The 25,736-nt window shown below is 61.9% G+C and carries 24 protein-coding genes; 8 read left to right on the plus strand and 16 right to left on the minus strand.

Translation table 11 applies throughout. From position 1 onward, the window contains the following. Positions 1 to 11 precede the first annotated feature (11 nt). Entirely contained in the window at positions 12 to 320 is a 309-nt protein-coding gene (locus AD666_RS22460) for a hypothetical protein (RefSeq protein ID WP_053156986.1), read from the plus strand. A gap of 1 nt (position 321) precedes the next feature. Here AD666_RS22460 and AD666_RS22465 read toward each other — a convergent pair whose 3' ends face one another. Continuing rightward, positions 322 to 1,761 (minus strand): amidase, encoded by a 1,440-nt coding sequence (locus AD666_RS22465; protein ID WP_053156989.1) that lies wholly within the window; start codon positions 1,759 to 1,761, stop codon positions 322 to 324. Positions 1,762 to 1,862: 101 nt separating this feature from the next. Between AD666_RS22465 and AD666_RS22470 the strand changes: the two genes are divergently transcribed. From AD666_RS22470 to AD666_RS22480, 3 genes are read left to right on the plus strand one after another with little or no spacing between them, the layout of a single operon-like run. Continuing rightward, on the plus strand, positions 1,863 to 2,435 hold the full coding sequence (locus tag AD666_RS22470; protein ID WP_053156992.1) for a TetR/AcrR family transcriptional regulator: 573 nt from the start codon (positions 1,863 to 1,865) through the stop codon (positions 2,433 to 2,435). Between the two features lie 3 nt (positions 2,436 to 2,438). Further along, entirely contained in the window at positions 2,439 to 3,590 is a 1,152-nt protein-coding gene (locus AD666_RS22475) for an epoxide hydrolase family protein (protein ID WP_053156995.1), read from the plus strand. A gap of 52 nt (positions 3,591 to 3,642) precedes the next feature. Continuing rightward, positions 3,643 to 3,963: an isochorismate lyase gene (locus AD666_RS22480; protein WP_053156998.1), complete on the plus strand. Its 321-nt coding sequence runs from the start codon at positions 3,643 to 3,645 to the stop codon at positions 3,961 to 3,963. A 106-nt stretch (positions 3,964 to 4,069) separates the two neighbouring features. Here the strand turns inward: AD666_RS22480 and AD666_RS22485 are convergent, their stop codons facing one another. The 5 genes from AD666_RS22485 to AD666_RS26515 form a co-directional block, all read right to left on the minus strand. Then, positions 4,070 to 4,294, minus strand: coding sequence for a formate dehydrogenase subunit delta (locus AD666_RS22485; RefSeq protein WP_053157001.1), 225 nt, complete (start codon positions 4,292 to 4,294; stop codon positions 4,070 to 4,072). Further along, on the minus strand, positions 4,291 to 7,167 hold the full coding sequence (gene fdhF / locus AD666_RS22490) for a formate dehydrogenase subunit alpha (RefSeq protein WP_053157004.1): 2,877 nt from the start codon (positions 7,165 to 7,167) through the stop codon (positions 4,291 to 4,293). The genes AD666_RS22485 and fdhF overlap by 4 nt, the downstream gene beginning before the upstream one ends. Beyond that, on the minus strand, positions 7,164 to 8,723 hold the full coding sequence (locus AD666_RS22495) for an NADH-quinone oxidoreductase subunit NuoF (protein WP_053157007.1): 1,560 nt from the start codon (positions 8,721 to 8,723) through the stop codon (positions 7,164 to 7,166). The genes fdhF and AD666_RS22495 overlap by 4 nt, the downstream gene beginning before the upstream one ends. After that, positions 8,717 to 9,199, minus strand: a complete 483-nt coding sequence (locus AD666_RS22500) for a formate dehydrogenase subunit gamma (RefSeq protein WP_053157009.1) — start codon at positions 9,197 to 9,199, stop codon at positions 8,717 to 8,719. Before AD666_RS22500 ends, AD666_RS22495 begins: the two co-directional genes overlap by 7 nt. 348 nt (positions 9,200 to 9,547) lie before the next feature. Then, positions 9,548 to 10,624, minus strand: a complete 1,077-nt coding sequence (locus AD666_RS26515; protein WP_156315979.1) for a hypothetical protein — start codon at positions 10,622 to 10,624, stop codon at positions 9,548 to 9,550. Positions 10,625 to 10,876: 252 nt separating this feature from the next. On the opposite strand from AD666_RS26515, the gene AD666_RS22510 reads away from it, so the two are divergent. Beyond that, positions 10,877 to 11,746, plus strand: coding sequence for a GyrI-like domain-containing protein (locus AD666_RS22510; protein WP_053157015.1), 870 nt, complete (start codon positions 10,877 to 10,879; stop codon positions 11,744 to 11,746). Positions 11,747 to 11,886: 140 nt separating this feature from the next. On the opposite strand, the gene metC is transcribed toward AD666_RS22510, so the two are convergent. Genes metC through AD666_RS22555 form a run of 9 tightly spaced genes read right to left on the minus strand, consistent with a single transcriptional unit; the run spans position 11,887 to position 22,015 of the window. After that, positions 11,887 to 14,631 carry a cystathionine beta-lyase gene (metC, locus tag AD666_RS22515; protein ID WP_053157018.1) on the minus strand — a complete coding sequence of 915 codons (2,745 nt, stop codon included), beginning with the start codon at positions 14,629 to 14,631 and terminating at the stop codon, positions 11,887 to 11,889. 44 nt (positions 14,632 to 14,675) lie between these two features. Beyond that, on the minus strand, positions 14,676 to 15,275 hold the full coding sequence (locus AD666_RS22520; RefSeq protein ID WP_053157020.1) for a cysteine dioxygenase: 600 nt from the start codon (positions 15,273 to 15,275) through the stop codon (positions 14,676 to 14,678). Between the two features lie 31 nt (positions 15,276 to 15,306). Then, a complete protein-coding gene (locus AD666_RS22525) occupies positions 15,307 to 16,143 on the minus strand; it encodes an amino acid ABC transporter ATP-binding protein (protein WP_053157023.1) in 837 nt (278 codons plus the stop codon). Beyond that, entirely contained in the window at positions 16,130 to 16,918 is a 789-nt protein-coding gene (locus AD666_RS22530; protein WP_053157026.1) for an amino acid ABC transporter permease, read from the minus strand. Before AD666_RS22530 ends, AD666_RS22525 begins: the two co-directional genes overlap by 14 nt. Then, positions 16,908 to 17,642, minus strand: coding sequence for an amino acid ABC transporter permease (locus tag AD666_RS22535; protein ID WP_053157029.1), 735 nt, complete (start codon positions 17,640 to 17,642; stop codon positions 16,908 to 16,910). The genes AD666_RS22530 and AD666_RS22535 overlap by 11 nt, the downstream gene beginning before the upstream one ends. Next, a complete protein-coding gene (locus AD666_RS22540; RefSeq protein WP_053157032.1) occupies positions 17,639 to 18,850 on the minus strand; it encodes an aminotransferase class I/II-fold pyridoxal phosphate-dependent enzyme in 1,212 nt (403 codons plus the stop codon). The genes AD666_RS22535 and AD666_RS22540 overlap by 4 nt, the downstream gene beginning before the upstream one ends. Beyond that, positions 18,847 to 20,271, minus strand: a complete 1,425-nt coding sequence (locus AD666_RS22545; RefSeq protein WP_053157035.1) for an FAD-binding oxidoreductase — start codon at positions 20,269 to 20,271, stop codon at positions 18,847 to 18,849. The genes AD666_RS22540 and AD666_RS22545 overlap by 4 nt, the downstream gene beginning before the upstream one ends. Further along, positions 20,268 to 21,119 (minus strand): transporter substrate-binding domain-containing protein, encoded by an 852-nt coding sequence (locus AD666_RS22550; protein ID WP_053157038.1) that lies wholly within the window; start codon positions 21,117 to 21,119, stop codon positions 20,268 to 20,270. Before AD666_RS22550 ends, AD666_RS22545 begins: the two co-directional genes overlap by 4 nt. Before the next feature lie 53 nt (positions 21,120 to 21,172). Further along, a complete protein-coding gene (locus AD666_RS22555; protein WP_053157041.1) occupies positions 21,173 to 22,015 on the minus strand; it encodes a transporter substrate-binding domain-containing protein in 843 nt (280 codons plus the stop codon). A gap of 230 nt (positions 22,016 to 22,245) precedes the next feature. Here AD666_RS22555 and AD666_RS22560 point away from each other — a divergent pair, with 230 nt between their 5' ends. Beyond that, on the plus strand, positions 22,246 to 23,109 hold the full coding sequence (locus AD666_RS22560) for a LysR substrate-binding domain-containing protein (RefSeq protein WP_053157043.1): 864 nt from the start codon (positions 22,246 to 22,248) through the stop codon (positions 23,107 to 23,109). A 35-nt stretch (positions 23,110 to 23,144) separates the two neighbouring features. Beyond that, positions 23,145 to 23,846 carry a cyclase family protein gene (locus AD666_RS22565; protein ID WP_053157044.1) on the plus strand — a complete coding sequence of 234 codons (702 nt, stop codon included), beginning with the start codon at positions 23,145 to 23,147 and terminating at the stop codon, positions 23,844 to 23,846. Between the two features lie 7 nt (positions 23,847 to 23,853). On the opposite strand, the gene AD666_RS22570 is transcribed toward AD666_RS22565, so the two are convergent. Beyond that, positions 23,854 to 24,768, minus strand: a complete 915-nt coding sequence (locus tag AD666_RS22570; protein ID WP_053157047.1) for a LysR substrate-binding domain-containing protein — start codon at positions 24,766 to 24,768, stop codon at positions 23,854 to 23,856. A gap of 196 nt (positions 24,769 to 24,964) precedes the next feature. Here AD666_RS22570 and AD666_RS22575 point away from each other — a divergent pair, with 196 nt between their 5' ends. After that, complete coding sequence (locus tag AD666_RS22575; protein WP_053157050.1) at positions 24,965 to 25,714, plus strand: SDR family NAD(P)-dependent oxidoreductase; 750 nt, start codon at positions 24,965 to 24,967, stop codon at positions 25,712 to 25,714. Positions 25,715 to 25,736: the final 22 nt, after the last annotated feature.

Consider the following 25,736-nt stretch of genomic DNA (forward strand, 5'->3'; position numbering starts at 1 on the left):
ACCCGCGCCCCATGAACGAACGCCAGTCACTCATCAAAGCCAGGATCGAAGCGGCGATGATCGCCAGCCAATCCGACCGGATCGACTATCAGTCGGAGTGGCTTGGCTACATGCCCTTCGGGGTCTATCAGTGGGTGGAATGCCAGGGCGAAAACATTTCCAGCGACTTTCCCTTCGACTGGTCCCTGGAGGATCTTGCCGGCCTTGAGCAGATCGGGTTTCTGGAGACGCTTGAAACCTGCGAGAATCCCGAAGACCACTATGACCGACATATCCAGTACCGCGTGTGTGGCGCGGTGATGATCAGTTTCGACGCGTGAATCAGCGGATGTTACCCGCCCAGACAGCCGGACGACGCTCCGACCATGGCAATTCGCGCTCCAACTGCCCGGCCAGTTCGAACAACAGACCCTCCGTCCCAAACTTGCCCATGAACTGCATTCCCACGGGTAATCCAGTCAGCGGGTCGTGGCCCAGCGGCACCGACATGGCTGGGGCGCCGATGACGTTTGCCAACGCGGTGAACGGCGACTGATTGAACACCCGGTGCATCCAGCCCAATCCATCGAGTTGTTCCTGACCGGCGTTGTACGTGCCGATCTGTGGCGCCAGCCCTGGTAACGTCGGGGATAAAAGCACATCGTAACGCTCGAAGAAATCACCCAGTTTGCGGGCGACGATATTGCGCTCGAACAACGCGCCCAGCAGCTCGGTGGCGCGCAGGGCTTTCCCTTGCCGGTAGAGCGCCAGCGTAGCCGGCTCCAGGTTCTGGGCATCGATGGAGCGCCCGGTGGCGGCGGCGATGGCATCGATCCAGGCTGCGGTGTTGGATGACCAGAAGCAGCCATTGAGCGCGACGAACGCCTCCCAACTCAACCCGATATCAGGCTGCACTTCCTCGATCCGATGCCCGAGTCGTTCCAGATCGCGAGCCGTCTGCATGAGCGTTTGCGCCACGGCGGGGTCCACCGCCTTGCCGTTCAGAGGGCCGCCTTGCAAGCCGATCCGCAACGAGCGAGGTTGACGTTGCGCGTGTGCCAGGAAGCTGGTTTCAGGAGAAGGTATGCAGAACGGATCACCCACTGCAGCGCCGTGGATAGCATCGAGCAACGACGCGCTGTCGCGCACCGAGCGAGTCAGTACGCCATGAACGGCCAGGCCGCTCCAGACTTCATCGACCTGTGGCCCCATCGGCACTCGGCCGCGACTGGGTTTCAAACCGAACAGGCCGCACATCGAAGCTGGCACGCGAATGGAGCCACCACCATCGGTGGCATGGGCGACCGGCACCATCCCCGTCGCGACTGCGGCAGCCGAACCTCCGCTGGACCCGCCGGCACTGCGCTCGGTATCCCAAGGGTTACGGGTCGGCCCACACAAGCGACTTTCTGTGGTGGTGCTCGCGGCGAACTCGGGCGTGGTGGTCCGGCCCAACGGCAACAACCCGGCGAGGCGCAGGCGCTGCATCAGGTGCGAATCGCTGGGCGCCGCGCAGCCCAGCGCCAAAGCGCTGCCCAGTTCGTTGCGCCGTCCTGCCGCAGTGACACCCAGGTCCTTGAGCAATATCGGGACACCTTGAAAGGGGCCGGAGCCAGACAGCGGTTCATCCATCCAGGTTTCCACCACCGCATTGACCTGGGGGTCGAGGGTATCGACGGCCTGTAGGGCGGCGGCCCTGACTTCGTCGGCGCTGACCTGTCCGTCGCGGATCAGTTGAGCCAGGCCGGTTGCGTCCTGGATGGCATATTCGTAAAGGTGCATAGGATTCTCCAGATCGGTATGATCGATACCAGTGGGTATCAGGCGATACTCATTAGTATCATGCGATACCAACCAGTATTGCTGTCAAGTGGAGATTATTCATGCGCCCGGAACGTATCCCCCAACTGCCACCTCGGGAGCGTATCGTTGACGCCGCGCAGGCCCTGTTCACGGAACAGGGCATCACCCGCGTCAGCGTGGATGCCATCGCCGCGCGTGCGGCATCAACCAAGATGACCGTGTATCGCCATTTCGAGAACAAGGATTCGCTGGTGCTGGAATGGCTGGGCCGTTTGGCTGAAAGCTACAGCGATGTGCTCGACCGCTTGGCCGAGCAATATTCCGAATCCCCCCGTGAACAGTTACTGGGGTTCGTGACCTTTATCGTCGAGGACCTGGAGCAAGCCGGTTACCGCGGCTGTGCCTTCACCAACGCACTGGCCGAATTACCCGACGCCGACCACCCCGCTCGCGCATTGATACAGGCCCATAAGCAGCGACAGTTCCATCGATTGGCGACCCTATGCACCCGATTGCAACTCAACCAACCCGAGCAGGTTGCCGAGGAGCTGACCCTGTTGATGGAGGGCGCCCAGGTCGTGGCGCAGAACAAGGGTATCGAACGGGTCGGCGAACGCTTGATCCGGATCGCCCAGCGACTGTTGGAGGCCTGAATAATGTTCATCGAACCGTTCTGCATCGATGTGCCCGAATCCGCTCTAGATGACTTGCGCCGTCGCCTGCAACACACCCGACTGCCCGAGCCCCTGGCCGACCAGGGCTGGAGCGAAGGCATGGACATGAATGTGCTTCGGGAGCTGCTGGCTTATTGGTCGACCTCGTTCGATTGGCGAGCGCGGGAAGCGGAGCTCAATCGCTTGCCGCAGTTCGTCGCCCGCATCGGCGAGCAACGGATTCATTTCGTTCATCAGCGGGGTGTCGGGCCGGACCCGATGCCCCTGGTCCTGACTCACGGCTGGCCCGGCTCGTTCATCGAGATGCAGCGCATCATCCCGCTGCTGACGGACCCGGCCAGCCATGGCGGCGATCCGGCGGATGCCTTCGATGTGGTGGTGCCCTCGCTGCCGGGCTACACCTTTTCTGCGCCATTCCCGCAAACGGGCATGGGCCCTTATGAAATTGCCGGTCTGTGGCAGCAATTGATGGCCGGGCTGGGTTATGAGCGTTTCGCAGCGCAAGGCGGAGACATTGGCGCCGGCGTATCGACCTGGTTGGGCGTGCGCTTTCCCGAGCGGCTGACGGGTATTCATCTCAACTACATTCCCGGCTCTTATCGCCCTCCCCTTGGCGAAACCGAGCCGCCGCAGACGGAAGAAGAGAAGGCCTTCCTGCGACGCGCCGCTGCATTTGGCGAGGTCGAAGGCGCTTACGCGCACCTGCAACGGACCAAACCCCAGAGCCTGGCCGTGGGCCTGAATGACTCACCGGCCGGGTTGCTGGCCTGGATGGGTGAAAAGATCCTGTCCTGGTGCGACACCCGCCCGGCCATCGACCGCGACTGGCTGCTGACCAACGTGACACTGTATTGGCTGACGAACTGCATCGGCTCGTCGTTCCGGCAGTACGTGGAAGGCAGCAGGCGACCGCTGCAATTTGACAGCAAACAGCGCCTGAAGCCCCCCGTTGGGGTCGCGCTGTTCCCAAAGGAACTGCCCACGCCACCACGAAGCTGGGTCGAGCGTTGCTACAACGTGGAGCGCTGGACCCCCATGCCACGCGGTGGTCACTTTGCCGCGCTGGAGCAACCGGAGTTGCTGGCGCAAGACATCAGGGCATTCTTCCGGTCCCAGCGCCAGTCACTGTGGTGAACTGAAAATTGTATAGAGACTACAGCCTTTACCCAGAAAAGAGAGAGACCGCATGGAAGACCATAACCGGCTGCAACCCTCGGAATGCGCCAACATGCAAGACATCCGACGCGAGATCGATGCCCTCGATCAAGCCGTCATCAAGCTGCTCGGCAGACGTTTTCACTACGTACTGGCGGCTTCGAAATTCAAGACGTCCGCCACTTCGGTACGGGCGCCCGAGCGCTTCAAGGCGATGCTCGCCTCACGTCGCGAGTGGGCCGAGGCCGAAGGTCTTGATCCGGATGCAATCGAAAAAATGTATAGCGACCTGGTCACCCACTTCATTGCCGAAGAAATGAAACATTGGAAGGCTCACCCTTCCAAACCATGACGGTAGACATTGTCATTGGAATGCAAACAACCCCGGTCGGCTCACGTCATCATTGACGGGACGCCGGCCGGGGCTGTGTACAGGCTCTACAGGATTGCGCCCGTCATTACCGGGTGGTTTCTCCAGGTTCCGTCAATGCCGCCAGCACCAATGGGTGCAAGACCGCCCCCGAATGCTCTACCCGACAGGCTGCCAGTTGCCGGCGCATGACCGGGGTCCAGAAATTCTGGATGTGCTGGCGCACCCCCTTCACGGCCAGTTCGGTATCCGGTTCGCTAGCGAAGTACTGGCCGATCTGGTTGGCCATCTTGATCAGGCTTTCGGTGCTCATCGACGCACCTCGGCTTTCTCGGCATGACGGCGTTCGCGTAGCAGACGGCTCTGTTCATCGCTGAACGCCTGATAGCGTTTCTGCCATTCCGAAGGCTGGCTGACCCGCACGATTTCCACCGCCGTCACCTTGTATTCCGGGCAGTTGGTGGCCCAGTCGGAGTTGTCGGTAGTGATCACGTTAGCGCCCGATTCGGGGAAGTGGAAAGTGGTGTAGACCACCCCCGGCGCCACTCGCTCGGTGACTTTCGCCCGCAGTACCGTCTGCCCGGCGCGGCTGCCGATGCCGACCCAGTCGCCATCGACGATGCCGCGGTTCTCGGCGTCGGTCGGATGGATTTCCAGGCGGTCCTCCTCGTGCCAGGCCACGTTTTCGGTGCGTCGGGTCTGGGCGCCGACGTTGTATTGGCTCAGGATGCGCCCGGTGGTCAGCAATAGCGGATAGCGGTTGTTGACCTTCTCCTCGGTGGGCACGTAGCCGGTGAGCATGAAGCGCCCCTTGCCGCGCACGAACTTCTCGATGTGCATGATCGGCGTACCGTCCGGTGCGTCATCGTTGCAAGGCCATTGCAGGCTGCCATGGCGATCCAGTTCGGCATAGCTGACCCGGGTGAAGGTAGGCGTCAGACGGGCAATCTCATCCATGATTTCGGAAGGATGCTTGTAGTCCATTTTGTAGCCCAAGGCTTCGGACAGGGCCATGGTAGCCTCCCAGTCAGCCTTGCCGGCCAGGGGCTCCATCACCTTGCGTACCCGGGAAATGCGGCGCTCGGCATTGGTGAAAGTACCGTCCTTCTCCAGGAACGAACTGCCCGGCAGGAATACGTGGGCGAACTTGGCCGTCTCGTTGAGGAAGATGTCCTGCACCACGACACACTCCAGGGCACTCAGGGCCGCAGTCACGTGCTGGGTGTTCGGGTCACTCTGGGCAATGTCCTCACCCTGGCAATAAAGCGCCTTGAAGGAGCCATCCAGCGCCGCTTCAAACATGTTCGGAATGCGCAGCCCTGGATCGGGTTGCAGGGTCACGTTCCAGGCCTGTTCGAACTGGGCACGCACCGTTTCGTTGGAGACGTGTCGATAACCGGGCAACTCGTGGGGGAACGAGCCCATGTCGCAGGAGCCCTGCACGTTGTTCTGCCCGCGCAACGGGTTCACACCGACGCCTTCGCGACCGATGTTGCCGGTGGCCATGGCAAGGTTGGCGATCCCCATCACCGAGGTACTGCCCTGGCTGTGCTCGGTCACACCGAGACCGTAGTAGATGGCCGCGTTGCCGCCGGTGGCATAGAGCCGTGCGGCCGCGCGGATCTGCTCGGCGGGCACGCCGCAAACCGGGCCCAGGACCTCGGGAGCGTTTTCCGGCAGGCTGACAAAGTCACGCCAGCGGGCGAAATCCACCGCTTCGCAGCGTTCGTCGACGAAAGGCTGGTTGACCAACCCTTCGGTGACGATCACGTGGGCCAATGCGTTGAGCATCGCCACGTTGGTGCCTGGGCGAAGCTGCAGGTGCAAATCGGCGCGGGCGTGGGGCGAATCCACCAGGTCGATGCGCCGTGGGTCGATGACGATCAGCCGCGCGCCCTGGCGCAGACGACGCTTGAGCTGGGAACCGAACACCGGGTGGGCATCGGTAGGGTTGGCGCCCATCACCAGGATCACGTCGGCCAGCATCACCGAATCGAAGGTCTGGGTACCGGCGGACTCGCCCAGCGTCTGCTTGAGACCATAACCGGTCGGCGAATGGCAGACACGGGCGCAGGTGTCGACGTTGTTGTTGCCGAAGGCGGTGCGCACCAGTTTCTGCACCAGGTAGGTTTCTTCGTTGGTGCAACGGCTGGAGGTGATGCCGCCGATGGAATCGCGTCCATACTTCAATTGGATGCGCCGAAATTCACTGGCCGCGTAGTTGACGGCTTCATCCCAACTGACTTCCTGCCACGGATCGCTGATGTGCTTGCGGATCATCGGCTTGGTGATGCGATCCGGGTGGGTGGCGTAGCCCCAGGCGAAACGCCCCTTGACACAGGAGTGGCCGTGGTTGGCCTGGCCATTCTTGTCCGGGACCATGCGCACCAGTTGATCGCCTTTCATCTCGGCGCGGAAGGAGCATCCCACACCACAGTAGGCACAAGTAGTGACGACACTGCGTTCCGGCTGGCCGATCTCCACCACGCTTTTTTCCATCAGCGTGGCCGTCGGGCAAGCCTGCACACAGGCACCGCAGGAGACGCATTCGGAGTCGAGGAAGTTGTCACCGCCGGCAGCCGCCACCCGTGAGTCGAAACCGCGCCCGGTGATGGTCAACGCGAAGGTGCCCTGGGTTTCCTCACAGGCCCGTACGCAACGGTTGCAGACGATGCATTTGCTCGGGTCGTAGTCGAAATAAGGGTTGGAAACGTCCTTGGCCTCGGCCAAATGGTTGTCGCCCTCGTAGCCGTAGCGCACTTCACGCAAGCCGACCTGCCCCGCCACCGTCTGCAATTCACAGTTGCCGTTGGCCGAGCAGGTCAGGCAATCCAACGGGTGGTCGGAAATGTACAGTTCCATCACGTTACGCCGCAGACCGGCGAGCCGGGAGGTCTGGGTGCGCACCACCATACCTTCAGTGACCGGCGTGGTGCAGGAAGCCGGGTAGCCGCGCATGCCCTCGATCTCGACGAGACACATACGGCAGGAACCGAACGGCTCCAGGCTGTCGGTGGCACAAAGTTTGGGGATGGTCGTACCGAGCAGCGCCGCCGCGCGCATCACCGAGGTGCCGGACGGGACGCTGATTTCGCGGCCGTCGATGGTCAGGCTGACCTGCACCTCGCTTTCACGGGCCGGGGTGCCCAGGTCGATATCGCTGGCAGGGTCGAAGATAGTGATCATTGGTCGGCCTCCATGGTCGCCAGACCGAAATCGGCGGGAAAGTGCTTAAGGGCGCTGGCGACGGGGTAGGAGGTCATCCCACCGAGGGCACAGAGCGAACCGTATTGCAGGGTGTCGCACAAGTCTTGCAGCAGCAGAGCCTGTTCCTGTCGAGCATTGGCGTCGGTGCTGGCGATCAGACGGTCCACCACTTCCACGCCACGGGTCGAACCGATCCGGCACGGCGTGCATTTACCACAGGATTCCTCGGCGCAGAATTGCAAGGCGAACCGGGCCATGTGGGCCATGTCCAGGCTGTCATCCGCCACGACCACACCGCCGTGACCGAGCATCGCGCCCATGGCGGCGAACGCTTCGTAGTCCAGGGGCGTATCGAACTGCGAGGGCGGCACCCAGGCACCCAGCGGCCCGCCCACCTGCGCGGCCTTCAACGGCCGACCGCTGGCAGTGCCGCCGCCGTAGCCTTCCACCAATTCGCGCAGGCTCAGGCCAAAAGCACGCTCTACGAGGCCGCCCTGGCGGACATTGCCGGCCAGTTGGAACGGCATCGTGCCCATGGAACGGCCGATGCCGAAGTCGCGGTAGAACTGCGCGCCTTTCTCCAGAATCACCGGGACCGAGGCCAGGGTCACCACGTTGTGCACCAGGGTCGGCAAACCGAACAGACCTTGCAGCGCCGGCAACGGCGGTTTGGCGCGAACCTCGCCGCGCTTGCCTTCGAGCGATTGCAGCAGCGACGTTTCCTCGCCGCAAATGTAGGCTCCCGCCCCTACCCGGACTTCCAGCTCGAAGCGACGACCGCTACCGCCCACGTCCTCGCCGAGGTAACCGGCGCCACGGGCAATGCGCAGGGCTTCGTTCAGGGTGCTGACGGCGGCCGGGTATTCCGAGCGCACGTAGATGTAGCCCATGGTCGCGCCAACGGCGATGCCGGCAATGATCATGCCTTCGATCAGCAGGAACGGATCGCCTTCCATCAACATCCGGTCGGCGAACGTGCCGGAGTCGCCTTCATCGGCGTTGCACACCACATACTTCTGCGCCCCCACCGCGTCGCGCACGGTGCGCCACTTGATGCCCGCCGGAAACGCCGCGCCACCCCGACCACGCAGGCCGGAATCGAGGACGCTGGTGACCACATCCAGGCCATCCATCTGGATCGCCCGGGCCAGCCCCAGGAAGCCACCCTTGGCCCGGTATTCTTCCAGGGACAGCGGCTGAGTGATACCGGCACGGGCAAACAACAGGCGCTGCTGGCTCTTGAGATACGGGATCTCTTCCACCGGACCCAAGGCCAGCGGATGGCTGCCTGGGTCGCCCGCCAGGGCATCGAGCAGACTCGGCACGTCTTGCGGCGTGAGGGGACCGAAACCCAGGCGCACACCGGCGCTTTCAAATTCCAGCAGCGGTTCCAGCCAATAGAGGCCACGGGAACTGGTGCGACGCAGCTCCAGTGGCATTTGTCGACGTTCAGCTTCACTGACCAATGCCGCCGCCACTTTATCTGCGCCCACGGCACAGGCAACCGAATCACGGGGGATAAAGAGCGTCAGCATGAGCCCTCCTCCAGGCAATCATTGACCAATTGGCGCAGGCGCTCAGGGGTCAGCCGCGCATGCAGCTCACCGTCCAGCTCCAGGGCCGGCGAACACATGCAGGCCCCCAGGCAATACACCGGTCGCAGGCTGATGCTTCCATCGGCGCTGGTGCCGTGATCGTCCATGGACAGGTGTTCGCGCAACTGCGCAGCCAACGTCTCGGCCCCCCTGCTCTGGCAGGACTCGGCCCGGCACAGACGCAAGGTATGCCGCGCTGGCGGTGTGGTGCGGAAGTCGTGGTAGAAGCTGATCACCCCTCGCACTTCAGCCTGGCTGAGATTAAGGGCATGGGCGATTTCAGGGACGGCGGTGTCGGGCACATACCCGCAACCTTCCTGGATGGCATGCAGGATCGGCAGCAAGGCACCCGGGGTGGCCTTCTCGCGTTCCAGCACGCTGTGAATCAGAGGCAGGTGAAGCGTCTCATCGAGCATAAGTGACCTCGGCATCTCGAACACCACCGCCGCAAAGCGACAGCCGTCCGGAGTCTTGGCTGCGACGCCCGGCCCACGTCACGGTAGCGTGGTTGATCCAGACGCCATTCCTGCTCTCCGGCCAGGCGTCTTGGCGCGCCTGGTCCGGGGCATCTTTACAGCTTGCCACTCCCCCAAGGTGGCGATTGCACGTGGACGACAGAACGTGTTCTGAAAGCGACTTGGGGTGCGAGTCGCTCATGTCCGCAAGGCAGGACTTACAGGATTGTAGGCGACCCATGAACTAATGGCAGGAGTGGGTGCTGTGGGATGGTTGACTGATCTGAATTGCCCATAGCGGACGGCTCACTAAGGGAGGCCATTTGTCGAAGCCGGGACAAACACCAGTTCACGCCCTTTGCGCCCATCGGTCACGATGCGGTTCACCAGCTCATCCTGGATCTGGGCATATTCGGACAATGAAAGCCGCGGGCGAGCCGCGTTGATGAGCTGCGAGAAGATCCGGGTGCCGTTGAGCAGCACCTCCATGGTAATCAGGGTGCTGATCAATGTGCCGGAAAGGCAGTCTGCCTTGACGCTGTAGGTCAGGGGCCGTTTGCCATCGAATTGCTGGAGCACCATTTCAATGGCCGCCATTTCACTGTTGGCTCCGTGACTGCCGGCAACCAGATTACTGGGTTCTTCCCTGCCCCCGAGGCCATGGCCGCGCAAATGAAGCCATTCCTGGTCGTCACGGACGGCATATCGCGATGCCGACAGCGAGCCACCTTCGATCAATCCCACTGCTCTCCTCGCGTCCTCCACAGTGACATCGCTCAAGGGCGGTAGCAGTCCGGATGCCGTGCCGCTGGCGACAGCCGTAAAGAACTTCGCCATAACGCCGCCTTGGGATTTTCGCTTTGCAGCATTGCGGCCGGTACCCACCAGCGCTTGCTCCAGCGACATATTGCTGTATCCCGACTCATCGATCGACCATTGGCGATGGTTCCAGTCGGCAGCGATCTGGTGCATCGAAGGCTGTTCGCGCTCAAGGCGCATCGTCATGTGAAAGCCCCCGCCTTTCCTCTTGGCCCTGAAAATCTTGCGCCAATGGTAAAGGTTGGAATGAGGCCGATTTCTCATCAAATACCAGCCGCGTCCCCTCGAATCCACTAGCCGACCAAGTGCGCCAGTGCCGCCAGGTGACGGATCGAACCTGAACGGAGGGACTACGCCCTCCGGCGGGTCCATCTCGCCCACCCCTTCGATTCGGATCTTACCGATGGTGATTTTTGGCGTGGTACGTGCGACATGCTTGATCGTTGCGCTGCTGGGTGCAGAGGCGTCCGGCAGCGAGGCCGAGCCGTCGTCCAATAACGTATTGCAAAAAGGGCAGTACATGAAAAGATCACTGACCGAGTAACGGCACTTCTTGCAATTGGCCACGGCGCTCTCCTCCTTGGATACGTGGAAAAGGCTAGCATCTGAGTCGTCTTTAGGCAGATCAACCGGATGAACATGACATTCTTGATAGCAAACCGATGCAATCCACGGCGGTATTGGCTTTTGCTATGTCGCGCAGTCAACCTGGATAGGAAAGGAAAACTGAAAAAAGCTGCCCTGAGCAAACGCGGCTAGGCACGCCCATGCCGTTATAGGCGACTCTATTGCGACCGTACTTCCAAGAGCCCTTTCCTGATGCCCGACATACCGACCCACCGCGCCTATACCCGACGCTTCGACGCGGTGCTTGCCTACATCGAAGCCCATCTCGAAGAAGATCTGTCGGTGAGGAAGTTGAGTCAGGTGGCGAACTTTTCGGTGTACCACTTTCATCGCCAGTTCACCGCATTCGTTGGCGTGCCAGTCTCACGTTATGTGCAACTGATGCGGCTACGGCGCGCAGCCCATTGTCTGGCGTCTCGCACTGACCCCTCGATATTGGACGCCGCGCTCGGTGCCGGATTTGAAAGTCCCGAGTCATTCAGCCGGGCGTTCCGACGGGCATTGGGCATGACGCCGAGCGCGTTTCGCAAGGAGCCGAACTGGCAGGTCTGGAATGCGGCGTTCACCATCCCTCACTTTTCCAGGACTATTACCATGCAAGTACGAATTGTGGATTTCGCTGAAGTCAGGTTGGCAGCGCTGGAGCATTGCGGCCCGTCCAGCCTTGTCAACGAAAGTGTGCGCAGATTTATCGCGTGGCGCATACAGAGCGGGCAATCACCAGTGGCGTCGAGTCGCAGTTTCGGTATTCCCTATGGCAACCCCGATACGACGCCGTCGGAGGCATTTCGCTTCGCCATCTGTGGCGAGATACAGGAGGCCGTGGCGTCCAATAAATTCGGTGTGCGGGAGCTCGTTATTCCTGGTGGTCGGTGTGCCGTGGTGAGGCACACGGGATCACCGGATCATATTGGTGAAACGATCTACCCGGTCTACCGCGATTGGCTGCCTGCCAGCGGAGAAGAACTGCGTGACCATCCACTGTTCTTTCATTACCTGAGCGTCTATCCCGAGACACCGCAAGAACAGTGGCAGACGGATGTGTATGTTCCGCTGCGATAGTGGATCCTGGGGATGCTGCCCAGGATCGCGGCGAGGCAGTTTCGGTCAGGTTGAATGCCGCCGCCATCGCGAGCAAGCTTGCTCCCACAACGACTCTGCAGTGGTCTTGATACCCACAACTCCGCCAATCTTCTGTGGGCTTACCCTGCCCCCGCCACATCAAACCCTTGCTTCAGATCCGCGATCAACGCACCGGCATCCTCCAGTCCGATATGCAAGCGCACCACCGGATTCAAGGCTCGATCATCAGCACTGTCGCGGTCCTTTGTATCAGCAATGGTCACCAGACTTTCGTACCCACCCCATGAAGCACCCAGCCCGAACAACTGCAACGCATCGATGAATCGCTCCAGATAAGCATCGTCGGCGCGTTGAAGTTCGAAGGACAACAAGCCGTTGCTGCCTTGGAAGTCGCGCTTCCATAGGGCATGGCCCGGGTGATCGGTCAGTGCGGGGTGGAAGACTCGTTTGACCTGCGGCAGTGTCTGTAACCAACGGGCAATTTCCAACCCCTGGCGCGCGTGCACATCCAGGCGAGATGCCAGGGTGCGGGCGCCGCGCAGGACCAGATAAGCGTCGTCGGGACTGACGGTGGTGCCGAAGGTGTCGCTCATGGCCGCCAGCGCCGGCCAGACCTCCTCCCGGGTGCAGACACTGCCCATCATCACGTCGCTGTGGCCGCTGAGGTATTTGGTCAAAGCCATGATCGAGATGTCGGCGCCCAGGGCCAGCGGTCGATACAAAAGGCCCGAACCCCAGGTGTTGTCCACCGCCAGCAGAATTCCCCGCGGCCTGCACAGGGCGGCAATGGCAGGCAGGTCGCAAAGTTCGTACAACAGCGAACCGGGCACTTCCGCATAGACCATCCTGGTGTTGGCTTGCAACCGTGCAGGCAGGTCGCTGCCATCGGGGGCGAAGTAGCTGACTTCGATACCGAAGGCCTGAAGAAAGTCTCGCGCCACGCGGCGTACCGGAGAATAGACCGCATCGGTGATCAATACATGATCGCCGGGACGCAGGTAAGCCAGGAAGGTTTGCGCCACCGCAGCCAGCCCGGTGCCAAACAACCGGGTGCGATAGCCGCCCTCCAGTTCAGTAACAAGGTCTTCCAGGGCGAAGGCCGTAGGGTTGCCCTTGGCGCCATAACTCAGAAGCCGCTCGCTGTCGCGGCGCGAGCGGACGTCACGCATCTGCGCCAGATTGTCGAACAGCACCGTACTCAGGCGGCTGATGGGGACGTTGACCGCCCTGGCACCGCTGCCCTTCTCGGTCCGCGCAGCATGGACCAGACGGGTACGGACTCGCTCAATGACCGGCTGTGAGCGCAGCGGTTTCAGACTGGCGATTTCGTCTGCGCTCATCTGCGCCAACAGGCCGATTTCCCAAGCCAGGTACTGACGCGCCGCTTCCTTGTTGCCGGCATGACGGTCATGGGTGAAAAACAGGAAGTCGATGCACTGATCATCCGGTAGCGTCTCCACACCATGCTCCAGTGCCGGATCCGCCGAAGACCAGCCCTCGTCGAGCAAACGCACCTGCCCACGCTGCGCTTCAGGCAGTTCCAGCGCGGCCAGGGCAGCCAGCCGCGGATCATCGGCGACCAGCACCACCGGCCGCTTCTCACCGGCCACCGTGCCCGCCAACAACGGACGGATCGACCAGCGCGCCCCGGCGATATGACCTTTGCGGTAGGCCATGCTCGGGCGCAGATCGATCAACGCGACCGCATCATCCTTCAGCGCATCGACCAGGGCCTGCACGCTGATCGATGGCAGGGCTTCAGGCAGCACGACGTCCTGCGCCGGCAACGCCAAGCCACTGCTCAAGCCCTCGGCCAGCACGTAAGCCTCATGCCCCAACTGCCGCAGCCAAGCGGCGATGATCGGCGCGCGCACACCGTCGTTGTCGAACAGCAACACCCGCGCCCCTCGTACGCCCACATACAGGTCGGTGGATTGAATCAACTGCCCGCCCGGCGTGTGTTGCGCCCCCTTCAGCGTGCCGGCGGCAAATTCCTCGGCGGTGCGCACGTCACACAAAAACAGACTGCGGCCGCCCTCCTTCGCCCATTGCTGAACCTGCGCCGCCTCGACGGTCAGCGCACCGGCCCGTTCGGCCAGTCGTGCCGCCGCCAGCCGCCGGGCCGGCAGGGTCTCTGTCGACACCTCATCGGTATAGCGCCGGCCACTGCCATGCTCCAGGGGCAGGTCTGCCAGATCCCAGCCTTGAGTGCCGTTTTCCAAGGCGTAGACCGGATTTCTGATACCCAGGTCGATCAGCGTCTGGGTACCGATGATGCTGCGCGTCCGACCCGCGCAATTGACCACGATCGGCGTCCGCTCGTCCAGCACCAGATCTTGCACGCGGTAGCCCAGTTCGCCGTTCGGGCAACAGATCGAACCAGGAATGGTCATCTTGCGGTATTCCTCGAACGGACGGCCGTCCAGCACCACCAACGGTTCACCACGGGCCTGCCATTCGGCCAGTTGCCGGGCGCTGACATGCGGCGTGTGACGGGCCTCTTCGACCTTTTCGCCAAAGGCCTTGGAAGGCACATGCACCCCGGCGAACAGTTGGAACCCGGCACGCTGCCAGCCATCGGCGCCGCCTTCCAGAATGTGCACATTGGCGTAGCCCAGCGCGTGCAGACGTTGCGCCGAGCGTGCCGCCAATGTCCCGCCATCCTGGTCATAGATCACCAGCCGGACCTGAGAATTTGGCGCCAGACGCCGGGCTTCCAGCTCCAGGCGACTGTAGGGCAGGTTAACCCCGAAAAACAGATGAGCTTCGCCATACTGGCCGTGCTCGCGCACATCAAACAGGGCGGTTTCCTGCCCGTCGAACAACCATTGCTGCAATTGTCCGGAAGTTATGGTCTGGCTCATGAAAGTCCCGCTGGAGAAATATAGATGTCTGACATGCACGGAGATCAGTGGGCGTAGGCCTTGATCGACGGCGCCATTTGCGAGGCGTTGTAATTGAGGATGCGTCCGTCGGCTTCAACGCCATAACGCCCGTTGAGGGATTCCAGCGGCAAGCCATAGAGATGGAAGTGCAAGGTCGGTTGCTCACCCGCGACTCGGATACCGTGCAGGTCCTCACCGAGGAAGGCGATGGACGTGCCGGGCTGCACGATGATTTCTTTCTCCAGGTGCAACGTGGTGTAGCCCGGCTCGCGCCCTTCGTCATCGCGGCGGTAGACGTAGTTGATCTCCTGGCCTTGCACCGCGCTGATGATGGCCCAGGTCTCGTGGTTATGCGGGACCGTGCTTTTGCCCGGCAACAGCGAATTGAGGTACAGCGTCGGTGTATCGCCGTCGTCATTGAGGCGGTAGCGAAACGCGGTGCTGCCCTGCCCCGGCACTGGCGCCGGGAAGGCGTCGAAGTTGAACAGGTCGCGGCGCTCGGCCAACCCTTCCAACAGGGCAACGATTTCCACCAGGGCGGCACGGTCGACGCCACGCTGATGGACCACCCGCACTTTCTGCAGGAAGTCTTCGATGACATCGGGACGGCTAAAGATACTCATGAGGCAGGCTCCATTTTTGATCGATAGAAAATCAGACGGACAGGCTGTAACGACTGAGGTTTGTCAACAGGTACGGGTCGTTGGCAATCGACTGGCGACGCCCCGGATCGCCGAGGGCGTGCCGCAGGAACTCGCGGGTGCGTTCGCTGGTTGGGGCCTGGAAAATCTGCGCCGCGCTGCCGTGCTCGACGATCACGCCGTTCTCGGTGAAATAGACGACGTCGCTGATTTCTTCGGCGAAGCGCATTTCATGGGTGACCAGCACACAGGTCATGCCCTCCTCGGTCAGCTCACGGATCACCGTCAGCACCTCGCCGACCGTTTCCGGGTCCAGGGCCGAGGTCACTTCGTCGAACAGGATCAGCTCCGGGCGCATCGCCAAGGCACGGGCAATCGCCACCCGTTGCTGCTGCCCTCCGGACAGTTGGCCCGGATAGGCATCGGCCTTGTGTTTCATGCGCACCTTGGCCAGCAAGGCGCGGGCGTCCTTTTCAGCATCGACCCGGTTGCGCCCCAGCACCTTGCGCGGGGCGATCACCAGGTTTTCCAGCACCGACAGATGCGGGAACAGGTTGTACTGTTGGAACACGAACCCAACGCGTTTGCGCAACTCGATGCGCTGGGCTTCCCGGGCCAGGGCATGGACTTCGGTGGCACCGACGCGGATGCTGCCGCGTTGGGGCTGCAACAGGCCCGTAATGCAGCGCAGGATCGTCGACTTACCCGAGCCGGACGGGCCGATGATCGACACGGCCTGGCCTCGGAATACATCAAGATCAACGCCCTTGAGCACCGGGCTACTGCCAAACGACAGGTGCAGGTCACGCAGGCTGACCAGAGGCTCGGCGACGGTTTCAGTAGAAGGCATAGCGTCGCTCCAGGGATTGGGTCAGACGGGAAATCGGATAGCAGTAGGCAAAAAACAGCACCAGCAGGCTCAGGTAGATCACTACGGTGAAGCCGGTCAGGTTCACGGTGTTGCTGGCGATCTGCGCGGTGTCGATCACATCGTGCACACCCACCAGGGACGCCAGCGCCGTGCCCATGGTGATCACCGCATACAGGTTCATCCACGGCGGCAGCATGCGTTTGAAGCACTGCGGCAGGATGATCGAGCGAAAAATCTGCCCACGACTGAACGCCAGAGAGCGCGCGGCCTCCCACTGGGTGCTGGGGATGGAGGCGATGGCGCCACGGAAGATTTCCGCGACATTGGCGCTGGCCGGCAAGGCCAGGCCGAGGGTGACCTTGACCCAGTCGGGGAATGCGACGTAAGTGTTGCCAATCCGAATCTCGAACGGGAACACATAGGTGGTGAAATAGATCAGCACCAGCCAGGGCGCGTTACGGAACACCTGCACCCAGACCCGCGCCGGCCAGCGCAACAGGCGCAGCGGCGACACCACCATCGCACCGACCACCAGCCCCACCACAGAGCCCAGACCGATGGCCAGCAGACTGATGAGAATGTTCTGGCCGAAGCCTGCGATCAGCGCCGGCGACCACTGCAACAAGGCCTTGAACACTGGGCTATGAGGGGCGACATAGGCCAGCCAGACCAGCGCGATCGCCACCAGCAGCAATTTGCCGAGATGCCGACGCGGCCATGCCAGGGGCGCGCTTACCAACGAATCAATGGCCATAACCGGGCATCCTCAGGAGCGCTTCGAGGTAACGCCCCACACAGTTGACGGTAAAACTCAACAGGCCAAAAAACGACAGGATCAGGATCATCAGTTCCAGCACGTTATCGCTCTGGGTCCAGATCATGATCGCTGCGTAGGTGATATCCCCCACGGCGATGGCCGAGGCCACGGCAGTCATTTTCACCAGGTCGATCAGGTTGTTGATCAACGACGGCAAGGCAAAACGCAGGGCCAGGGGCAGTTGCACGTCCCATAGCAACTGGCGGCTGTTGAAGGCCAGGGAACTGGCCGCTTCCAGGGTCACCGCGGGCACCGCTTCGATCCCGGCTCGCAGCGCTTCGGCGTGAAACGCGCCCTTGTGCAGCGAGATCACGATCACCACCCAGGCAAACGGCGTCAGCGGATTGGCCGTGCCGACCGCCTGGGTCAGCAACATGTTCAGCACCAGGAATGCACAATAGAGCTGCACAAGCGTCGGTGTATTGCGCGTGACCTCGACGAATAGCCGCGCCGGCCTGGCCAGCCAGGGCCGGCCAGAGATCAACAACGCCGCCAGACCAACACCCGCGAGCAGGCTGCCGACAATAGTCAGCAGGCACAGCAGCACCGTAGTCAGCGCCCCCTGCTCCAGGGTGCCGCGCTGATACGCGTCCAGCAAAAAATTGTAGTTGAGGCCCAGTCCGGCGCTCCAATGGACGAATACTTCCAGCCAGTGGCTCATGGCTCGGTCCTCAGTTGGGCGCAGGCGTGTGCGATACGTCGCCCCGCTTCGCTGACGGTTTCGGTCGCGGCGGCAATGGACAAGCGAAACCACGGTGACAAGCCATAAGCGCTGCCAGCGACACCGGCGGCGCCCTCTTCCATCAGATAGGCAACGACATCGGCATCGCTGCTTAGGCGCTGTCCATCCGAACGATAACGTCCCAGCAATCCGGCGCAGCGCACGAACACGAAAAAACCGCCTTGCGGTTCAAGGACCTCAAGACCGTCAACATCGCGCAACGCACTCACCAACACATCGCGGCGCCGGCGATAGGCCGCGACCTGTTCCGGCAGGAAATCCAGGCCACCCTCGAATGCCGCCAATGCGGCCGCCTGACCGACCGAAGAAGCGCCGGAGGTCGATTGCGATTGCACCACACTCATGGCTTCGGTCAGCACTCGCGGGCCCGCCCCGAAACCGACGCGCCAGCCAGTCATGGCGTAGGTTTTCGACACCCCGCCCACCAGCAGGCAACGCGCCTGCAAATCCGGCGCAACGTTGAGCAGACTCTGGGTCGGGAAACCGTCGAAGCGAATGTGCTCATAGAGTTCATCCAGCAGGATCAGCACTTGGGGATGACACCGCAGAACCTCGGACAAGGCACGCAATTCGGCCTCGCTGTATACCGCGCCACTGGGGTTGCCCGGGCCGTTGAGAATCAGCCAGCGCGTGCGTTCGCCGATGTGTTGCGCCAGCTGCCCGGCAGTGAGTTTGCAACCCTGGGCCAATCCGCATTCGATGAACACCGGCTCGCCACCATTGAAGCGCACGCTGTCGGGGAAGGACGGCCAGTACGGTGTCGGTACCAGCACTTCATCGCCGTCATCCAGGGTCGCGGCGAAGGCGTTGAAGATGATCTGCTTGGCGCCGTTGGCGATCACGATGGATTCCAACGGATAGTTCAGGCGATTTTCGTTGTGCAGCTTGCGCTGGACGGCCACGCGCAGTGCCTTCACGCCGGGCGTCGGGGTGTACTTGGTGGCGCCGGCGGCAATGGCTGCATAAGCGGCCTGCTTGATGTGTTCAGGGGTGTCGAAATCCGGCTCGCCGGTGGTCAGGTCGAGAATATCCCGACCGCTATCGCGTAACGCAGTGACGCGGGATCTGGCGGCGGCGTTGGCAGACAGTGAGACACACTGCACGCGTTTGGAAAGGCGAAGACTCATGCTTGCCCTCCCGCCAGGACCTTGCCGGGATTGAGCAGATTGTGCGGATCCAGGGCTTGCTTGATGCGGCGCATCAGGTCCAGTTCCACCGGGCTTTTGTAGCGAGCCAGCACGTCTACCTTGCGCTGGCCGATCCCGTGCTCGGCGCTGATCGAACCGCCATGGGCATGGGCACTGTCATGCACCAGCTGACTGAGCTCAGCGTAATGGGCCATATGCGCCTCGACCGTGGAGCCCGGCGGATGGGCAACGTTGTAATGCAGGTTGCCGTCGCCCAAGTGACCGAAGGTGTAGTGCCGCACGCCTGGAAAATGCTGCTGCAACAGCGCATCGGTATCAGCCACGAACGCCACCACCCGGGAAATCGGCACCGAGATATCGTGTTTCATATTGCGCCCGGCGCGTTTCTGCGCCTCGCTCATGTTCTCGCGCAATTGCCAGAAGGCCTCGCTCTGGGACAGGCTTTCGGCGATCAGCGCATCGGCCAACAGGTTTTGCTCGAAGGCCTCCCCCAGCACGTGCTCGAAGGTTTCCCGGGCATGGGCTTCGCTGTGGTTGTCCGACAGTTCCAGAAGTGCGAACCAAGGCTGACGGGTACCTTTGAAGGGTCGCGGCCCCTCGGGAAACTGCTCCTGCAACAGCGCCAGGCACTCAGCGCTGAGCAACTCGAACGCCGTCAGCCCGGCGCCGAAACCGCTGCGGGCATGGGACAGCAACGCCACGGCTTGCGCCAGCGAGTCGAAAGCCAGCAGTGCAGTGACCTGCGCCCTGGGTCGAGGAAAGAGTTTCAGGGTCGCGGCGGTGATGATTCCCAGGGTGCCTTCGCTGCCAATGAACAGGTCTCGCAGGTCGTAGCCGGTGTTGTCCTTGCGCAAACCGCGCAGGCCGTCCCAGATTTCACCTTGGGCGGTGACGACTTCCAGGCCCAGGGTCAGTTCACGAGCATTGCCATAGCGCAGCACGGCGGTGCCGCCGGCGTTGGTCCCCAGGTTGCCGCCGAGGGTGCAACTGCCCTCGGCGCCGAGACTCAGGGGAAACAGCCGATCCGCCTCACGGGCCACCTGCTGTACGGTTTGCAGGATGCAACCCGCTTCGACGGTCAGGGTATCGTTATCGGTGTCCACTGCACGTATGCGGTTCATGCGGTCCAACAGCAACAATACGGCGCGGCCATCGGCGCTCGGGGTGGCACCGCCCATCAGTCCGGTGTTGCCGCCCTGCACCACCACCGGGGTTTGCGAGGCCGCGCAGGCTCGGACTACCGCGGCGACTTCCTCGGTATTGGCTGGATGTACGGCGGCGATCACTTGTCCGACATAGCGGCCCTGCCGATCGGTCAGGTACGCCACAGCCTCTTCGCTGTTCTGCACATGTTTCGCGCCGACCAAGGCCTGCAAGGTCAACCACAGCGCCTGGCTCATGGGAGCGCCGCCAACGGTTCGGCGTTGCGATATTTTTCATGCAGGTCGCGCAAGGCTTGAGACGGTGCCATGCCGGTGCGCTCGCCCAACTGGATCAGCCAACCACTGCGGTGCCAATCGCGCACCACGGCATCGAGCCTGGCCTGAAGGTCGTGCTCGCCCTTGCGCAGCCAGATCACCGAATTCGATGGAATCAGATCCCCCGGCAGCGGGATTTCATAACCTTCCCACTCCGCGTCGCTGAGCAACGCATGCAGGGTCGGGCTCACGTGCACCGCTGCGACACAACCGTTGCCGCGCAACGACAGTAACGATTCGGACTGGCTGCGAAACGCCTTGATCTGCGCGCCGTAGGTTTCCTGCAACGGCTTGATGAAGTTGCTGCCCTGGGACACGCACACCGGTTTGTCCTTCAGATCGGCCCATTGGGTCAGGCCCGAGCCCTTTCGAATCAACGCGGCGCCGCCGACTTCTTCATAAGGCGTCGGCACATAGTCGAGGATCTCGGCGCGCTCCTCGGTGAATTGCATGTTGGCGATCAGGATGTCGACTTTGCCCTGTTGTAGGAACTGCACGCGGTTCGGCGCCAACACCGAAACGGTTTGGGCCTCCACCCCCAACGCCTTACCGATGCCCTTGGCCAATTCAACGTTGTAGCCTTGGTGCTCGCCGGTCTTCGGATCGATGGTGCCGAAGGGCGCGCCACTGAGCATCACCCCGACACTGATGACATGGCGTTGCTGGATCTTATCCAGTGTTGCATCAGCCTGGACCAGGCTGGCAGCGCTCGCGGCGGACCACGCCAGGCATAGCGTGGTCAGGGTTCTGACGGAGAAAAACGAAATCATGGGCGGCTACCTTGAGCGACGGTCGAAGAAGAGGATGGAAAGTCCGGCAGCCGTCAGGCACCGCTGCCCTGGAACTTTTTCTGCAACTCCACCAAAGCCGGTGACGCAGGCGTGATGCGGTTGCGGGTCTGGGCTTCGATCAGCCAGCCGCTGCGGTGCAGTTGTTGAATGATCGGGTCGAGCCTGGCCTGGGTGTCGTTTTCACCCTTGCGGGTCCAGATCACCGACGGCGCGGGGTTGAGCTCCGGGCTTATGGCGCGATAGCCCTGCCATTCGGCGTTGTCGGTCACCAGCGGATTGATCAGCGTGGCGTCGTGTACCGCCGCCACGCAGTTGTTGCCACGCAGCGCCAGCAAGGACTCCGAGGAGCTTTTGAACGCCTTGATCTCGGCGCCCAGTTCGGTCAGCGGCTTGATGTAGCTGCTGCCCTGAGAGGTGCAGACCGGTTGATTCTTCAGGTCTTCCCAGCGGCCGATCTTGCTGTCCTTGAGCACTGCGGCAGTGCCGCCGACGCGGTAAAACGGTGTGGGCACGAAGCCGAGGAGTTCGCCACGCTCGGCGGTCCATTCCATGTTGGCGATCAGCAGATCCACCTTGCCCTGCTGTAGGAACTGCACGCGGTTGGCGGGCAACACCGGTACCAACTCCACCTTGGCGCCCAGTTGCCGGCCCAATTCTTCGGCCAGATCGACGTTCAAACCACGCGGTTTCTGCGTCGTAGGATCAATGCCGCCGAAAGGCCCGCCGGACAGCAGGACACCGACCACCAACTCATGGCGTTGCTCGATCTTGTCCAGGGTCGCATCGGCCTGGGCAACGGAGGCGCCCGCCAATGAAATCAAGGCGCCCAGCATCACAGGCAGTAATCGTTTTCTGGGTGAGCGCTTGAGCAACATGAATTTCCCCCTCATGAAATAGCCGGCGTCCCCCGGCCTGATGAGTGGGCATCCTAGGTATCGCGCGATGGCGAAGGAAATTCAAATATCGACTATCTTTATAACTCTTCAGGTTTGGTCGTCAGGCAAAAAATGAATAACCAAGTATTTACTGTTCTAAAACCCACGCCAACTTAAAATGCTCTACCTAATACATAAAAATACGTAATGTTTTGCATTGCACCCTTGATATGAGCACCGCCATGTCGACCCTCGATCTCGAATTGCTGCGCACCTTCATCGCCGTGGTCGACCACCACAGCTTTGCCGAGGCCGGCGCCCGGCTGGCCCGTACGCAATCGTCCGTCACCCAGCATATGCAGCGCCTGGAACAGCAGGTCGGCGTGAGCCTGTTTGAAAAGCGCGGCCGGCAAAAGCAACTCACCGAAGCCGGCCAACAGCTGCTGCGCCACGCACGGCAGATGCTCTCGCTCAACGATGACGTACTCAATTCCCTGCGCGAGAGCAGCCTGAGCGGTGTGTTGCGCATCGGTTCGCCCCATGACATCGCCGACACTATCCTGCCGCCGATCCTCAGCCACATCGCCCGCTCGGCGCCGCGCCTGCGTTTGGAAATCGACGTCGGTCGCAGCCCGTTCCTGATGGACGACCTGCACCGGGGCAAGGTCGACATGATCATCTCCACGCGCCAGGATCCGAACCTCGAAGGCTTCGCCCTGCGCACCTCGCCGGTGTGGTGGATCTGCTCGGCGCAATACCAGCACAACCCCGGCGAACCGTTACCGCTGATCCTGGTGGATGAGCCGAGTATCTATCGCCGCTACGCCTTGGAAGCCTTGGAACGCGCCAACATTCCCTGGCGCCAGGCCTACCTGGCATCGAACCTGATCGGTATCAAGGCCGCCACCCGCGCCGGCCTGGGGGTCACGGCGCGCAGCATGGAAATGCTCGGCCCGGACATGCGGGTGCTGGGGGAAAACGATGGTTTGCCACGAATGCCGGACGTGACTTATCACCTGTGGATTCGCGCCAATACGATCAATCCGCTGGTGCGTAGGACCTATGAATTGATCAGGACCAGCCAGGGCCATTAAGTATTTTTTTTCCAGCCGCCAACAGGACGTCAGCCATGCCCAGTATTCACTTCAGCCGGATCGTCGATCTCAGCCACCTGATCACCCCGGACATTCCTCTCTGGCCCAACGATCCACCCGTGGCGTTCAACACCGAGGCTTCGCTGGAAAAGGATGGCTACTACCTACGCAGCTTCAGCATGGGCGAGCACAGCGCTACCCACATGAATGCCCCGAATACTTTCGAGACTGGCGCCATGGGCATCGATGGTTATAGCCCCGACTCGTTGGTGCGCCCAGCGGTCGTCGTGGATCTGGCGAGCCGTGTTGGCGACAACGCTGACTACATCATCGACCTGCAAGACATCGAAAGTTGGGAGCAGGCGCACGGCCAGATTCCCGAAGGTTGCGTGGTGCTGTTCCACACGGGGTGGCAGTCGCGCTGGCCCGACCCGTGTCGATTCTTCAATCAGGATGAGAGAGGCCTGCGCTTCCCCGGTGTCGGTGCCGCCGCTACTCACTTCTTGCTGGAGCAGCGACATATCGCCGGGATCGGGATCGACACCCACGGCGTCGATCCGGGGCAGGAAACGTCCTTCGCGAGCAACCGACTGGTGCTGCAACGGCGCGGCATCATTCTCGAATGCTTGAATCAGCTCGATCAACTTCCCGCCACCGGCTGTACGCTGGTCATCGGCGTACTGCGCCTTCAGACCGGATCAGGTTCACCGGCCAGCGTGCTGGCCTTTATCCCTTGAGGCCCGCTCAGTAATTGAAATCGTGTCCCAGCTCCTTCGACATCCACTCCAGGAAACGTCGGACTCGGGGGAAGTTGGCGTGGGCCCGGGGAAACACCAGGTGGTGCGCGGTGATCGAGGCGCTCAAATCCGGTGCCACTTCAACCAGCGCCCCACGATCAAGGTAGTCCTGGGCCAACAACGTGCTTTCCAGGGCAAAGCCGAGGCCGTGGCTGGCAGCCTCCAGGGTCATGTAGGAACGGTCGAAGCTCAGGGTGTAAGGCTTCTCGGGCCGGGCCAGACCGTGCTGGGCGAACAACTGCGGCCATTTGATCAGGGTCGCCTCCGACAGAATCAGCTCGCGGTCGAGCAGATCCGCCACCGCTCGCACAGGCCGCTTCGCCAACAATTTCGGGGAGGCCATGACTGCAATCCGCTCGTTGCGCACGGTACGCACTTCGAAGCTGGGCCAATTGGGCATGCCGTGACGGATGTCGACGTCGATCTTGTCCCGACTGAAGTGCAACGATTCGTAGGAGCACGAGAGGTTGAGCTGGATATCCGGGTGACTCTCGCGAAACTGTTCCAGGCGCGGCATCAGCCACAACAGGCCGAAGCTGGGAGACGAGTGCAGGCGCAGGCAATCGAGGCTGACATCGCTGGTCGCACGTTCGGTGGCCACCGCCAGGCTGTGGAGGATGCCAGAGACTTCAGTCAGGTACTGCTCGCCCACCGGGGTGAGGGTCACGCCCCTGGCCGTGCGGAAAAACAGTTGGCGCCCGATCATCGCTTCGAGCTTGGCCAGTTGGTGACTCACCGCCGAGGGGGTCAGCTCCAGCAATTCGGCGGCGCGGGCGACATTGCCGAAACGCGCTGTCTGTTCAAAGGCCTGAATGGCTTTCAGGGGAGGCAGCACGGCAGGTGCATCGTCAGGTGAGCGCATGATTATTGTTATTCCGCTGCAAGTCATGTAATCCGGGCACCGGGCTATTCAACCACCCCGCTCACCGGCTGGCGAGTGCTGAATTTTTTTCAGCACCGAGTGACATTCGCGTTATTGCTCAGGTCATGGGCGCGGAACAAAGTGAGTCATCGGTTCATGGCCGAATGTCTCCCATAACAACAATCAGAGGTGCCCCATGCTTCTTCAAGGCAAAGTCGCGATTATCACCGGTGCTGCTTCGGCGCGCGGTATCGGTCGTGCCACTGCAACCACGTTTGCGCAGCACGGCGCACGGGTCGTGATACTCGACCTGGACGCATCCGCTGCCCGCGACGCCGCCGCCTCCCTGGGCGAAGGTCACCTGGGCCTGGCCGCGAACGTCGCGGATGAACGCCAGGTCCGCCAGGCCGTCGCCACCGTCCTCGAACAGTTCGGCCGCATCGATGTGCTGGTCAACAACGCCGGCATCACTCAACCGCTCAAGACCCTGGATATTCGCGGCTCGGACTATGACAAGGTGCTGGACGTCAGCCTGCGCGGCACCTTGCTCATGTCCCAGGCGGTGATTCCGGTAATGCGCGAGCAGCGCGCCGGAAGCATCGTCTGCATGTCGTCGGTTTCCGCCCAGCGCGGTGGCGGCATCTTCGGTGGCCCGCATTATAGCGCCGCCAAGGCGGGCGTGCTGGGCCTGGGCAAAGCCATGGCCCGGGAACTGGGGCCGGACAACGTGCGGGTCAACTCGATTGCTCCGGGGCTGATTCACACCGACATCACCGGCGGCCTGATGCAGGATGAACGCCGTCACACGATCATCGATGGCATTCCACTGGGGCGCCTGGGTGAAGCCCAGGATGTCGCCAACGCAGCGCTGTTCCTGGCCAGTGACCTGTCTTCCTATCTGACCGGCATCACCTTGGACGTGAACGGCGGGATGCTGATTCACTGATAACACTGGCGGGCCGCGAGGC

This window comes from Pseudomonas sp. Pf153, from assembly GCF_001269775.1.
Lineage (GTDB): Bacteria > Pseudomonadota > Gammaproteobacteria > Pseudomonadales > Pseudomonadaceae > Aquipseudomonas > Aquipseudomonas uvaldensis.